At 70.8% G+C, this 13,200-nt stretch carries 10 protein-coding genes; 3 read left to right on the forward strand and 7 right to left on the reverse strand.

Annotated features, from left to right (window positions below; translation table 11 throughout):
• The first annotated feature begins 72 nt into the window (after positions 1 to 72).
• The 3 genes from AC1DWC_RS12850 to AC1DWC_RS12860 all read left to right on the forward strand — a co-directional run bounded on the left by AC1DWC_RS12850 (position 73) and on the right by AC1DWC_RS12860 (position 3,912).
• Positions 73 to 1,578 carry a 3-hydroxyacyl-CoA dehydrogenase gene (locus AC1DWC_RS12850; RefSeq protein WP_477908552.1) on the forward strand — a complete coding sequence of 502 codons (1,506 nt, stop codon included), beginning with the start codon at positions 73 to 75 and terminating at the stop codon, positions 1,576 to 1,578.
• Positions 1,579 to 1,591: 13 nt separating this feature from the next.
• Positions 1,592 to 2,749, forward strand: coding sequence for an acyl-CoA dehydrogenase family protein (locus AC1DWC_RS12855; protein ID WP_477908554.1), 1,158 nt, complete (start codon positions 1,592 to 1,594; stop codon positions 2,747 to 2,749).
• A gap of 272 nt (positions 2,750 to 3,021) precedes the next feature.
• Entirely contained in the window at positions 3,022 to 3,912 is an 891-nt protein-coding gene (locus AC1DWC_RS12860) for a DUF6777 domain-containing protein (protein WP_477908556.1), read from the forward strand.
• Between the two features lie 6 nt (positions 3,913 to 3,918).
• Here AC1DWC_RS12860 and AC1DWC_RS12865 read toward each other — a convergent pair whose 3' ends face one another.
• The 7 genes from AC1DWC_RS12865 to AC1DWC_RS12895 all read right to left on the reverse strand — a co-directional run bounded on the left by AC1DWC_RS12865 (position 3,919) and on the right by AC1DWC_RS12895 (position 13,178).
• Positions 3,919 to 4,674, reverse strand: coding sequence for a FadR/GntR family transcriptional regulator (locus tag AC1DWC_RS12865; protein ID WP_477908558.1), 756 nt, complete (start codon positions 4,672 to 4,674; stop codon positions 3,919 to 3,921).
• An 86-nt stretch (positions 4,675 to 4,760) separates the two neighbouring features.
• Positions 4,761 to 5,501, reverse strand: coding sequence for an ABC transporter ATP-binding protein (locus tag AC1DWC_RS12870; protein ID WP_477908560.1), 741 nt, complete (start codon positions 5,499 to 5,501; stop codon positions 4,761 to 4,763).
• Positions 5,498 to 8,332 carry an ABC transporter permease subunit gene (locus AC1DWC_RS12875; protein ID WP_477908562.1) on the reverse strand — a complete coding sequence of 945 codons (2,835 nt, stop codon included), beginning with the start codon at positions 8,330 to 8,332 and terminating at the stop codon, positions 5,498 to 5,500. The genes AC1DWC_RS12870 and AC1DWC_RS12875 overlap by 4 nt, the downstream gene beginning before the upstream one ends.
• Before the next feature lie 28 nt (positions 8,333 to 8,360).
• Positions 8,361 to 9,593 (reverse strand): ABC transporter substrate-binding protein, encoded by a 1,233-nt coding sequence (locus AC1DWC_RS12880; protein ID WP_477908564.1) that lies wholly within the window; start codon positions 9,591 to 9,593, stop codon positions 8,361 to 8,363.
• 205 nt (positions 9,594 to 9,798) lie between these two features.
• Positions 9,799 to 11,778, reverse strand: a complete 1,980-nt coding sequence (locus AC1DWC_RS12885) for an acetoacetate--CoA ligase (protein WP_477908566.1) — start codon at positions 11,776 to 11,778, stop codon at positions 9,799 to 9,801.
• A gap of 36 nt (positions 11,779 to 11,814) precedes the next feature.
• The gene (locus AC1DWC_RS12890; protein WP_477908568.1) at positions 11,815 to 12,663 is read right to left on the reverse strand and encodes an HpcH/HpaI aldolase/citrate lyase family protein; all 849 of its coding nucleotides are present in this window, start codon (positions 12,661 to 12,663) and stop codon (positions 11,815 to 11,817) included.
• Positions 12,660 to 13,178 carry a MaoC family dehydratase gene (locus AC1DWC_RS12895; RefSeq protein ID WP_477908922.1) on the reverse strand — a complete coding sequence of 173 codons (519 nt, stop codon included), beginning with the start codon at positions 13,176 to 13,178 and terminating at the stop codon, positions 12,660 to 12,662. The genes AC1DWC_RS12890 and AC1DWC_RS12895 overlap by 4 nt, the downstream gene beginning before the upstream one ends.
• Between the last annotated feature and the right edge of the window lie 22 nt (positions 13,179 to 13,200).

Consider the following 13,200-nt stretch of genomic DNA (forward strand, 5'->3'; position numbering starts at 1 on the left):
AGAGTTGGACCGCACCACCTTCCAACTGCTGTTGGACACTCGACATGGGCACACGACACACGGGGGAAACCAGTGACGATCGAGAAGATTCGGATCATCGGCGCCGGAGCCATGGGCCGCGGCATCGCCCAGGTCGCCGCCACCGCGGGCGTCGAGGTCGAGATCACCGACGTCAGCAGCGAGGCCGTCTCCGCCGCACTGGAGTTCGTCACCACGATGCTGCGACGTTCCGCGGAGAAGGGTCAGCGCACCGAGGCGGACGCGGAGGCCGCTGTCGCGCGACTGCGCGCCGGCTCGGCCCCGACCGCCCCCGCCGGCGACATCGACCTGGTGATCGAGGCGGTGGTGGAGCGACTCGACGTCAAGCAGTCGATCTTCACCGAACTCGAGGCGGTGACACCCGGCGCGATCCTGGCCAGCAACACGAGCTCGCTCTCGATCACCGCGATCGGCGCCGTACTGCGCGATCCCACCCGCCTGCTCGGGTTGCACTTCTTCAACCCGGTGCCGCTGATGAAGCTGGTGGAGGTGATCCCCGGACTGCGCACCGATCCCGCGCTGGTCGACGTGGGCCGCGAGTTCGTCGCCCGACTCGGCCACACCGCAGTGCTCGCCCGCGACACACCCGGCTTCCTGGTCAACCACCTCGGCCGCGGCCTGCCGACCGAGGCGTTCGCGGTGCTGTCCGAACAGACTGCGTCGGCGGCCGACATCGACCGGGTCGCCCGCGAGACCCTCGGGCTGAAGATGGGCCCGTTCGAGCTGATGGACCTCACCGGCCTCGACGTCTCGCACCCGGTGATGGAATCCGTGTCCGCCGGCTTCTACGGCGACCCGCGGCTGCGGCCGTCGCCGATCGCGGCGGGACGCGTCGCGGCCGGGCTGCTCGGACGCAAGACCGGCGAGGGGTTCTACTCCTATCTCGAAGGCAGACAAGAGGTTCCGGCCGAGCCACGGTATACACCCGACGCCGCGGCCACCGCGGTGTACGTGCACGAGGACACGGAGTTCGCCGACCTGCTGCGCGCCGCCGGGGTGCTGGTGTGCGACGCCCCCGCCGCGGACGCCGTGTCGCTGGTACTCCCGGTCGGCGAGCCGACGTACCGGGCGGCGCTCGCGGCCGGCCTCGACCCGGCCCGCACCGTCGGCGTCGACCCGCTCGGCGTGGCAGGGGGCCGGCTCACGGTCACCGTGCCCGCGACTCTCGACCCGGCCGTCGGCACCGCCGCCCTGAATGTCCTTGCCGCCACCGGTCGTTCACTCACCGTCACCGCCGACGGCCCTGCCCCGATCGCGCAGCGCCTGCTCGCGTCCATCGTCAACGTCTCGTGTGCGATCGCCGAACACGGCATCGGCTCGCCCGCCGACATCGATCTCGGTGCCCGCCTGGGCCTGGGCTACCCGCAGGGTCCGCTCACGCTCGGCGACACCCACGGCGCGGCATTCGTCCTGCGGATCCTGGACGGCCTGCTCGCATACACCGGCGACCCGCGGTACCGCGCCAGCGGTTGGCTGCGCACCCGCGCCGACCTCGGGCTCTCGCTGTGCGCCACCGGAACCCGACCCACCGACCTGTAGAGGACCGATCACCATGGACTTCACCCTCGACGACACCCAGCAGAGCGTGCGTCAGATGGCGGCGGACTTCGTCGACGCCGAGATCATCCCGCACATCCGCGACTGGGACCGCGAGGAAGCGGTGGACCTGGGCATTGTCAGACGACTCGGCGAACTCGGCTTCCTCGGCCTGACCATCGACGAGCGCTACGGCGGCACCGAGGTCGACATGCTCAGCTACACGCTGGTCTGCGAAGAACTCGGCCGGGGCGACTCCTCGGTACGCGGCATCGTCTCGGTCTCGCTCGGGCTTGTCACCAAGACCATCGCCGCCTACGGCACCGAGGAGCAGAAGGAGCGGTGGCTGCCGCAGCTCACCTCCGGCGACGCGCTCGGATGCTTCGCGCTCACCGAGCCCGACAGCGGCTCCGACGCCGGCTCGCTCCGCACTCGGGCCAAGCGTGCCGGCGACCACTGGATCCTCAACGGCGAGAAGATGTTCATCACCAACGGCACCTGGGCCAAGGTGGCGCTGGTCTTCGCCAGAACCTCCGACGACGGCGGCCGCGGCCTGACCGCATTCCTGGTCCCCACCGACAGCGAAGGCTTCACCGCCACCACCATTCACGGCAAGCTCGGCCTGCGCGGCCAGGCCACCGCCTCGCTGGCATTCCAGGATGTGCGAGTGCCGGATTCGGCCCGCCTCGGCGAGGTGGGCAAAGGCCTGTCGATCGCGCTGTCCGCGCTGGCCAAGGGCCGCATCTCCGTCGCCGCCGGTGCGGTCGGGGTGGCCCAGGCCGCACTGGACGCGGCGGTGAAGTACTCCACCGAGCGCACCCAGTTCGGGGTTCCGATCGCCTCGAAGCAGCTGGTGCAGGAACTGCTCGCCGACTCGGCGCTGGCCATCGAGTCCGCGCGACTGCTGACCCACCGCGCGGCGTGCCTGGTCGACGCCGGAGCCACCTCCAAGGAGGTGACGCTGCCCGCGTCGATGGCCAAGCTGGCGGCCAGCGAGACCGCGGTGAAGGTGAGCAACAACTGCCTGCAGGTGTTCGGCGGCTACGGTTTCATCGACGAGTACCCCATGGGCAAGTACCTGCGCGACGCCCGCGTCCTGACCCTGTACGAGGGCACCAGCCAGATCCAGAAGCTGATCATCGGGCGGGCGCTCACCGGCATCGACGCGATGTAGGGCCGCGGCCGGGGAAGTCGGCACCGGACTCGGCATCACCCGATCCGCCACGGCCGACACAGTCCGGTAACAGCGCCCGGCCGACCCGCGCCTGTGCTTACGATGTGCGAGTGGCCACGGACGTCGTCGGGCCGCCCACGTGGTGGGCCCGACGAAACGAAGCCGAAGGTTCCCCTGCACGCAGGCGGTGTGCACCGGGGCGCTGGATCGCGGTCGCCTGCATTCTGACCGCCGGGGCATGCTCGACCGGCCCACGCATCGATCGGGTCACCATGACCAGCGCCGTCACGGACGAGCAGCACCCCTGGACCGGACAACTCCTGCCCCCGCAGATCCCGACGATCGTGCCCCCCGGCCCACCGGGCACCCAACTGCCGGGCTCCGGTGAACCGGCCCGGGTCGACGGCGACCGCATCGGTCTCTACGGGGGCAGCCGTGACCGGCCGCTGTGCGACCGTGCGCGACTCGCCGACGACCTGACCGGCGACCCGGCCAAGGCCGCGGCGTGGTTGGGGGTTCTCGAAGTCGAGGACGTGCGGACCGCCGTCGACGCACTCACCCCGGTGCTGCTGCGGGCGGACACCCGGGTCACCAAGTACGGCTACGACGACGGGCGTGCGGCCCCGGCCCAGTCCGTGCTCGAGGCGGGGACGATTGTCCTGATCGACGACCTCGGCATGCCTCGGGTCCGCTGCGCGCGCGGCAACCCGCTGGACTCCCCCAGCGGCGCTGATCCCGATCCACTGGCGGTGCCCTGGCCGGACTACCAGGCGGATCGGGTGCTGGAGGTGCAGCCCGCGCTCAGCCCCATGACCGAGGTGTCCGTGGTGGACCTGACGACCGGCGCCCTCACCGCGGTTCCCGTCGGCGCCGCTTCGCAGCCGCCCGTCGCCCCTCCGACATCCCCACCCACGGCGCCGCCACAACCACCCAGGCAGGCCGCTCCGGCGCCGGTGCTGGCCGAGCGCCGCCCACCGGTGCCACCGCCTCCGCCGCCACCGATGCCTCCGCCACCACCGGAGCCCCCGCCGCCGCCGGAACCCCCGCCGCCACCGGCTCCCGTCGTGGTGCCGGCAGCTCCGCCGCCACCGGCCCCGCCGCCACCGCCCGAGATCCGGGTGGAGATCCCGGGGCTGCCGCCGCTGGTGATCCCGATCCCGTGACCTGGCCTAGGACAGCACCTCGACGAGCGTGGTCTCCGAGTCGCCGATCATGTACTTCTCGATCGCGTCGAGGTGCTTGCGCCAGAACTCCTGCGCCGCGGTCGCGTCCCCGTCGCGGATCAGGCCGAGCAGCTTGAGGTAGGCCCGATGCGCGGCGCGGGCGGCGGGCCGCTCGTTGCCGCCCCCGTGCGCGGCGATGAACAGCGCATTGTGTGCGTCGATGATGTGCACGAGCATGCCCCCGAGCACCGCGAGCGTCTGGTTGCCGGCCAGGTCGATCAGCGCCTGGTGCACGTCCACGTCGTGCCGCGCGAAGGCCTCCGCGTCGTCGAGCAGGTCCGCGCCGGCCGCGAGCAGGTCGGCGAACGTCTCCAACTCGTTGCCCTGGGTCCCGGCGGCCAGCATCCCGACCGCGGACACCTCGAGCGATGCCCGGGCCCGGTAGACGTCGACCAGCGGCGTGCCCTGGTACTGCAGCAGCAGCCCGGTGTACCGCGCCGCGCTGGACGCGTCGGGCGCGAGCACCCGGGCGCCGCCGTGGGCGCCGCGCAGGACCGTGATGATCGCCTCGGACTCGAGGATCCGGAAGGCCTCGCGCAGCGTCGGCCGAGACACCCCGAACTGCTCCATCAGGATGGCCTCGGTGGGCAACGGGTCGCCCACCTCGAGCTCTCCGGTGATGATCCGGCGACGCAGACTGGCAGCGACGAGTTCACCCGCCTTGGGCACCCGAACCACGGACGACTTCGATCCCGCTACCACTGAGCCCCCTTTGTTGCACCCGAGTCGACGCGGCCTGACCAGGCCCGACGATCGCCCAACGGTACAAGAGGGTGCCGCTCCAGCGGCTATCCGCCCTCGATCGGGCCCGACGCCGGTGCCAGGTACGCCCGCTGCACCGCGTCGAGATCGGCGCCGATCTCCGCCGCGGTGCCCGAGAGCATCACCTGCCCGCGGCGCATCACGTACACCCGGTCCGCGACCGCGAGTACCTGCCGGACGTGTTGTTCGACGAGGAGCACACCGAGGTTGCGGCGGTCCGCTGCCTCCCGGACCACGGCGAGCAGTCGCTGCACGATCTGCGGCGCGAGTCCCAGCGACAGTTCGTCGGCCAACAGCAGGCGCGGGTCCCGTGCCAGCGCCCTGGCCAGTGTCAACATCTGCTGTTCGCCACCCGACAGCAGGCCGGCGGGGCGCTTGAGCAGTGCGCGCAGCTCGGGGAAGATCTCGCAGGCGGCGTCGGCGGTGACCCCGGCCAGGCGGAGATTCTCCGCCGTCGTCAGGCCCATGATCACGGACCGTTCCTCGGTCACGTAGCTCATGCCGCGGCGCGCCAGCGCCGACAGCGAGGAACGCTTCGCGGAGCCGAGCACCGAGAGCTCGCCCGCGATCGGGGCCAGTTCGCCGGCCACGGTGAGCATGGTGGTGGACTTGCCGGCGCCGTTGGCGCCGATGAGTGCCACCACCTCGCCTGCACTCACCTTGATGTCGAGGTCGCGGCAGACCACGGCCCCCGAGTAACCCGCGCTCAGTCCGCGGCATTCGAGCACGACGTCGGACGCCACCGTCTTCTCGCTGGTGATGGTCATCGCACTGCTCCCGTTGTCTTCTCGGTCCCAGCCGCGGTCTCGGCCTCGGCCGCAGTCTCGGTCTCGGTCTCGGTCTCGGTCTCGGCCGCAGCCTCGGTCTCAGCCGCAGTCTCGGTCTCAGCCGCAGCCTCGTCCTCGGCCTCGGCGCCCAGGTAGGCGTCGCGAACCGCCGGGCTGGCGGCGATCTCCTCGGGCGTGCCGGCCGCGAGCACCCGGCCGGCTGCGAGCACCACGATCCGGTCACAGGTGGACATCACCAGACCCATGTCGTGTTCGATCAGGAGCACCCCGGCCCCGCGTTGCACGGCCAGGTGCCGAATGGCGACCGCGAGTTCTCGACTCTCTGCGTCGTCCAGTCCGGCCGCCGGCTCGTCGAGCAGGATGACGGAGGGAGCGGAGGCAACGGCGCGGGCGATACCCACCAGCCGGCGCTGGCCGTACGACAGCTCGCTCGGCAGCACGTCCAGGTCGTTCTCCAGCTCGAAGTCCCGCACCACCGCCGATGCACTCGGTGAGAGGGGATGGCGGCCCGGGCTGACGAGGTCGGTGAGCCGGGCGAGCCAGGTGGACTCGTCGGCCCCGGCGTGGATGTTCTCCCCGACCGTGACGTCCTCGAACAGCTCGAGCGACTGGAAGGACCGGCGCAGGCCGCCCTTGGAGCGCCGCGCGGTGGACCAGCCGGTGATGTCCTGGTCCCCCAGCGTGAGCTTGCCGGCCGCGGGGCTGACGAATCCGGTGATGGCGTCGATGACGGTGGTCTTGCCGGCGCCGTTGGGCCCGATCAGGCCCACCACCTGCCCGGGCGCGATGTCGAGGTCGACGCCGTCGACGGCGGTCACACCACCGAACCGGACTGTCAGGCCGCGCACCGTCAGTGGCGTCGGGGTGACCGACCCGGTGGGCGCCTCGTCTGACAGCTCATGTCCACGGCGCTTCTTGCGCGCCAGCACCGCAGCCAGTGCGGGGTTCTTCCGCACCCCGCGGGAGATCATGTCGGCGATGCCGTTCTGGTTGGTGAGCAGGGTGACGATGAGGATCACGCCGCCGAGCAGCGCGGCGATGGCCAAGCCGGACAGCAGCCGGCTGAAGAGGGCGCCGGGCGCCATCAGCGAGCCGATGAGGCTACCCGTGACAAACCCGAGGCCGCCGGTCACCGCCTGGACCACGGCGTTGATCGACGCGAACACGTTGAACTCTAGGTAGGTGACGGCAGTGTTGCGCAGGCCCAGGAGGATGCCGGCCACCGCGGCCAGGCCGGACGCGAGCGCGAAGGCGTAGATCTTGACCCCGAACACGCTGATGCCGAGGGAGGCCGCGGCCCGCTCGTTGGTGCGCACGGCGATGAGCCGTCGCCCGGTGCGCGAGCGCCGCAGGTTCGCGACAATCAGACCGCAGACGACCAGCGCCACGAGGCACACCGTCGCCCACCGCTCGGGATGGACACTGGGCGTCACATCGAGTCCGAACAGGCTCAGCTGATGGATCTTCACCGAGCCCTCGAGCTTGTCGCCGGTGAAGGTCGGGTTGTTGAACACCATCTCCTGGATGGTGAACCCGAGTCCGAGGGTGACCACCGCCAGGTTCACACCCCGCGTCCGCAACGCCGGCAGTGCGAACACCACACCGATCGCGATCACCGCCGCCACGCTCACCAGGGCCGCGGGCACCAGTGGCCAGCCGGCCTCGCCGACGAGTCGCGCGGCGAACAGCGCGCCCAGGCCGCCGACGGTGTACTGGGCGAGCGAGAGTTGGCCGGCGAAGCCGGTCAGCACCACGATCGAGAGCAGGAACACCGCCGCGGCCAGGGTCAGGGTCAATGACCGCAGCCAGTCGCCGCCGCCCAGGATGATGCCCACGGCCACCAGGATCCCGAGGGCGACGAGCGGCCAGCGGATCTCGCCGGAACCGAGCTTGGGCAGCCGCTCCGAGACATGGCTGCGCAACGGCAGCCCCTTCCCCCGCACCACCAGCACCACCAGGATCACCAGGAACGGCACCGCCCGGTTGACGCCGGTGAGCGTTTCCATCCCGAGCAGATCCCGCAGGTCGTCCTGGTACAGGACGACCAGGCTCTCACCCACGCCGAGCAGCAGGCCGCCGATCAGGGTGAGGGGGAAGGAACGGAAGCCGCCGAGCAGCGCCGCGGCCAGCGCCGAGACCGTCACGATCACCACGAAGGCCGACGGGGTGAGCCCGGTCAGGGGCGCCACCATGATGCCGGCGGCACCGGCAAGGGCGCCGCCGACGGTCCAGGTCAGTGTGGCCAGCCGCTGCGGCGACCAGCCGAGCGCGGCGGCGGCTCGCTCGTTCTCGGCGGACGCGGTGATTGCCAGGCCCACCCGGGTGAAGTTGGTCCACGCCCACAGCGCAGCCGTCGACAGGATCGCGATACCCAGCAGGATCATCCGATCCTGCTGCACCACAACGCCTCCCCAGCGATACGCCTCGTCGGGCAGGAAGGTCTTCACCCGGATCGACGTACTGCCGTAGTACTGCTGCACCCCCGCCTGCAGGATCACCATCAGGCCGAGGGTGGCGGCCAGCCGGACGATCGGCGCGGCGTTGGCGAGCCACCGCAACACCAGCAGCTGAAATGCCAGGCCGATCAGTCCGGCCACCACGACCGCCACCAGGAAGGCCGGCAGCAGCCCCCAGTGTTGGTCGTGCCGAAGGGTTTCCAGGCATATGTAGGCCCCCACCATGGCGATCGCGCCCTGGGCGAAGTTCACCACCCCGGATCCGCGGTAAACCAGCACGATGCCCTGCGCCAGGAGCGCGTAGGCAGAGCCCGCTCCCAGGCCGAGAATCGCGAACTGCAAGAACTCAGTCATTCGTCAATCTCCAGGGTGGGGGCGTGGACTAGGCGGTGGGCGTACGCAGGTCGTACTGCGTCGGGTCGGTGACCAGCACGTCACCGTCGAACGTCATCTTGTACATCATCGAGTTCGAGACCCGCTGGAAGATCCCGAAGGGCTCGACCGCACCCGGCGTCCAGGCCGGGATCAGTCCCGCCATGTCGAGGTTCTTGGCGTTCTCGAATCCGCCCCAGACCGTCTTCGCGTTGATCTCCGGCAGGCCCTTGGCGACCTCGCCGAACGCACGAACCGACAGCCACGGGTTCACCGCGTCGCCGGTGAGGTTCTGCAGCTCGAGTTCCTCCTTGCCGGACTTGTCCATGTCCGCGAGGAAGTCCTTGAGTCCGGGGAAGTCCTCGGTGCTGGACGAGGGCGCGGGAGTCGGGCTGGTGTACGTCGAGGAGGTGGCGAAGGTGCCGAGGTCCTGCAGGTCGGCCTGGGTGAAGCCCGCCGTCCCCAGCGCGAAGGTCAGCTTCGACCCGAGCTGCTCGAACGCCTGCGCGATCGGGTTGGCGTCAGTGGCGCCGAGCGCCATGATCACGCCCTGCGCGCCGTTGCGCTCGGCCGCGGCGATGAACTGGGTGTAGTCGGTCGCGCCCGCGCCCACCGCGACGTCGTTGACGATCTCGGCGCCCTTCGCCTGTACCGCGGGGGTCAGCAGCCCGACCAGCTGCGCGGTGACCGGGAGGTCGGGGCGCATCAGGCTGAGCTTGGTCTTCCCCTGCGCCACCAGGATGTCGATCATCCCGTACAGGTTGAGCAGCGAGCCGGAGAACGGGGTGTAGACGTTCGTGGCGGTGAAGTCCGCCATGTTCACCGGGTTCAACCCGACTCGGGCGATGCCGGCGTCGAACAGGATCTTCGACGACGCCTCGGCCGAGGCCGGCGTGAAGTCCGCGAGGGTCGCGACGGCCCCCTCGGAGACCATCTTGTTCGCGCAGTCGACCTCCGTGTTCGGATCGCCCTTGGAGTCGCACTGCAGCAGTTCGAGCGGCCGTCCGTTCACGCCGCCCCGCTCGTTGAACGCGTTGACCGACGCGACCGTGCTCTCCGCGTAGGTGACGGAGCCGAGGCCCGGCGCCTCGATGGGCACGATCTGACCGACCTTGATCGGGTCTCCGGTGGCGGCGGTGGCGCCTCCCCCGGAGTTCGCCTCGCTGTCGCTGCTACAGCCCGCAGCGATCAGGCTCACGGTTGCGAGAGCGGCGATCGCGGGAGCGATTCTCTTCAAGTTCACGGCGCGTCCTTTGCGTGTCGGCGGCTTCATCCCGGACGCCATGCACAGATCCGCTCCCGTTGAGCTGCGGTTACCCGCTCGCCCCCGGTCTCGGAGCCACCCTGTCGCCCGACTTGGCAGCAGCGTATTGGAACGCGAGGCAAATTGTGGCCGACTTCACAAAAATTCAGTTACATGCCGAGACGCAATATCTCATCTGCCCTGGTCAACGCCGTTGAGCCAGGTACCAGTCGATGAGCTCCGGCGCGTCGATCGCGGTCCGATCGAGGATCCGATTTGCGTCGGCGCCCTGGAAGATCCGCTTGATCGGGACCTCGAGCTTCTTGCCGGTCCGGGTGTGCGGAATGCCCGGCGCCTCGACGATCTGGTCCGGCACGTGCCGGGGCGAGGCCTGCTCCCGGATCGCGGACCGAATCCGCTCCCGCAGCGCGTCGTCGAGCACCGCACCCTCGGCCAGCACCACGAACAGCGGCATCCAGTACCCGCCGTCCGGTTGCTCGGCGCCGATCACCAACGCCTCGGCGATCTCCGGCAGCCCCTCGACGGCCTGGTATATGTCCGCGCTGCCCATCCGGATCCCGTTCCGGTTGAGGGTCGAGTCCGACCGGCCGTGCACCACCACGCTGCCGCGATCGGTGACGGTGATCCAGTCGCCGTGGCGCCACACCCCGGGAAAGGTGTCGAAGTAGGAGTCGCGGTAGCGCGCGTCGCCGGGGTCGTTCCAGAACCGCACCGGCATCGACGGCATCGGCCGGGTCACCACCAGCTCGCCGACCTGCCCCCGGACCGGGCGCCCGGTCTCGTCGAAGGCGTCCAGCGCCACCCCGAGATAACGCGCGGACAGCTCGCCCGGCCACACCGGGACCGTCGGCACCCCGCCGACGAAGGCGGACACCACGTCGGTGCCGCCGCTGATCGAGTACACCGGCACCGCGGCCCCGACGTTCTCCGAGAGCCACAGCGAGGACGACGCCGGCAGCGTCGACCCGGTGATGCCCACCGCCCGCAGCGCCGCGAGGTCGTGGTCGCGGCGCGGGACCAGTCCGGCCTTGGCGACGGCCAGGACGTAGCCGGGGCTGGTCCCGAGCAGCGTGGCGCGGTGCCGGGCGGCGAGGGCGAAGAGGGAGTCGGTCGCCGGGTAGGACGGGCTGCCGTCGTAACAGACCACGGTGGCCCCGACCAGCAGCCCCGCCACCTGGAAGTTCCACATCATCCAGCTCGGGCTGGTGTACCAGAAGAGGGTGCTCTCGGGTCCGACGTCGTTCTGCAGGGCGATCGACTTGAGGTGCTCGAGCAGCACCCCGCCGTGACCGTGCACGATCCCCTTCGGCAGTCCCGTTGTGCCACTGGAGAAGACGACCCACAGCGGGTGGTCGAAGTCGACGGCGACCGGTTCGAGCGGAGCGTCGCCCGCGGTGGCGTCCGCCCAGGACATCACGTCTCCCGACGCCGCGGGACCGGAGTCCGCGCCGAACCGGCTCAGCTGCACCGTCAGGTTCAGGCTCGGCAGACCCTCGCGCAGCTGCTCCACCGCCTCGCCGCGGTGGTGCACCTTGCCGCCGAAGCTGTACCCGTCGGCGGTGACGAGGACGACCGGGGCGAGCTGACCGAGCCGATCGAGCGCCGCGTGTGCCGAGTAGTCCTGCCCGCACGCCGACCACACCGCGCCGATGCTGGCGGTCGCGAGGAAGGCGATCACCGCCTCCGGCACGTTCGGCAGGTAGCCGACCACGCGGTCGCCGGGGCCGACGCCGTGGCCGCGCAGCGTCGCGGCGAGTGCCCCGACCTGTCGACGCAGCTCGGCCCAGGACACCTCGACGTCCGCCCCGGCCTGCTCCGTCGAGTAGACCAGCGCGGGCCGGTCCGGCCGCTCGTGCCGCAGCACCTGGTCGACGTAGTTGAGCCGGGTGCCGGGGAACCACACCGCGCCGGGCATCTTCTCCTCGGCCAGCGCGGCGCCCACCGACGTCTGCGACTGCACGTCGAAGTAGTCCCAGACGGCGCGCCAGAAGCCGTCGAGGTCGTCGACGGACCACTCCCACAGCGCCCCGTAGTCGGGCAGCGTCACCGCGTGCCGCCGCTCCACCCACCGCGTGAAGTCGGTGATCCTGGCATCGGCGACGTCCGCGGCCGTCGGCACCCACTGCGGCGCCGGCGATCCCTGCTCGGTCGGTGTCACGTCCATCTCCACTCCCTCGACGAATCCCGGTTCAGTACAGCGTCAGTTGCCGGCCCGGCGCACGATCCGTTCGGCGTGTCGAAGCAGCGGTGCATCGACCATCCGACCCTCGAAGGCGAACACCCCGCGCTGGTGCACGGACTCCGCGAGAACCCTCTGGGCCCAGCCGGTCTCGTCCGCGGTCGGCGCGTAGGCATCGCGGATCACCTCGACCTGCCGCGGATGGATCGCCACCTTCGCGTCGAACCCGACCGCGACCGCGTCCAGGGTCTCTGCGCGCAGGCCGTCGAGGTCCTCGAGGTCCAGGTACACCGAGTCCAGAGCGAACCGCCCGTGCGCCTTGGCCGCCAGCAGCGAGGCCGAGCGCACGTGCCGTGCCACGTCCCGGTAACTGCCGTCCGCCCACCTGCTCGAGTTGCCGCCGAGGGCGGCCACCAGGTCCTCGGCGCCCCACATCACCCCGACCGCGTTGGCGACCTGTGCGGCCTCCGCGACCACCAGCGCGCCGAGTGGCGACTCCACCAGCACCACCACCTCGCGGGGTGCCAGCGAGCGGACCTGCTCGGCGGACTCGCACTTGGGCAGCATCACCCGCGGGTAGCGGGTCTGCGACAGCGCCGCCAGATCCAGCGCCTGGTCCGGCGTGCCCGCCGCGTTGACGCGGACCACCGTGCGCTCCGGGTCCAGCGGATTCTCGATCAGCGCCCGCCGGGCGGCCGCCTTGTCGTCGGGCCCGACGCCGTCCTCGAGGTCGAGGATCACCACATCCGCCGCGGCCGCCGCCTTCGCATACCGCTCGGGCCGGTCGGCCGGGCAGAACAGCCACGCCGAGCCGGGCGGGGTCCACGGAGCGGGTCCGTCGGAGCGACCGGAAGATGCCGTCTGCGTCATCGCCCCTCCCCCGTGGGCCGCTTGCGCACCATGGTCTTTCGGACCGCGGTCGCGACGATGTCGCCGTGCTGGTTGCGCGCGGTGTGGGCGAGGGTGACGATGCCCTCGCCCGGCCGGCTCTTCGACTCGCGCTTGTCGACGATCACCGTCTCCGCGTACATGGTGTCGCCGTGGAAGAGCGGCTTGGGGAACGCGATCTCGGAGAACCCGAGGTTGCCGACGATGGTGCCCTGGGTCAGCTGCGCGACCGACAGCCCGACCAGCGTGGAGAGCGTGAACATCGAGTTCACCAGCCGCTGGTTGAACGGCGGCAGCGCGTCGCTGAACGCGGCGTCCAGGTGCAGCGCCTGGGTGTTCATCGTCAGCGTGGTGAACAGGACGTTGTCGGCCTCGGTGACGGTGCGGCCCGGCTGGTGCTCGTAGACGACACCGGTCTCGAACTCCTCGAACCAGAGTCCGCGCTGGACAATTCTCTTCGTGGGTGCCGAGCCGGCCTCCCCCGTCGCCGCGGTCACATCCCCCGTCGCTCCGCTCGCC

Source organism: Rhodococcus sp. P4_C10 (genome assembly GCF_056402135.1).

Bases quoted from the DNA above. Each gene is read 5' to 3' on its own strand.
- AC1DWC_RS12855 (WP_477908554.1), top strand. From the start codon at position 1,592: ATGGACTTCACCCTCGACGACACCCAGCAGAGCGTGCGTCAGATGGCG.
- AC1DWC_RS12860 (WP_477908556.1), top strand. From the start codon at position 3,022: ATGACCAGCGCCGTCACGGACGAGCAGCACCCCTGGACCGGACAACTC.
- AC1DWC_RS12870 (WP_477908560.1), bottom strand. From the start codon at position 5,501: ATGACCATCACCAGCGAGAAGACGGTGGCGTCCGACGTCGTGCTCGAA.
- AC1DWC_RS12875 (WP_477908562.1), bottom strand. From the start codon at position 8,332: ATGACTGAGTTCTTGCAGTTCGCGATTCTCGGCCTGGGAGCGGGCTCT.
- AC1DWC_RS12885 (WP_477908566.1), bottom strand. From the start codon at position 11,778: ATGGACGTGACACCGACCGAGCAGGGATCGCCGGCGCCGCAGTGGGTG.
- AC1DWC_RS12890 (WP_477908568.1), bottom strand. From the start codon at position 12,663: ATGACGCAGACGGCATCTTCCGGTCGCTCCGACGGACCCGCTCCGTGG.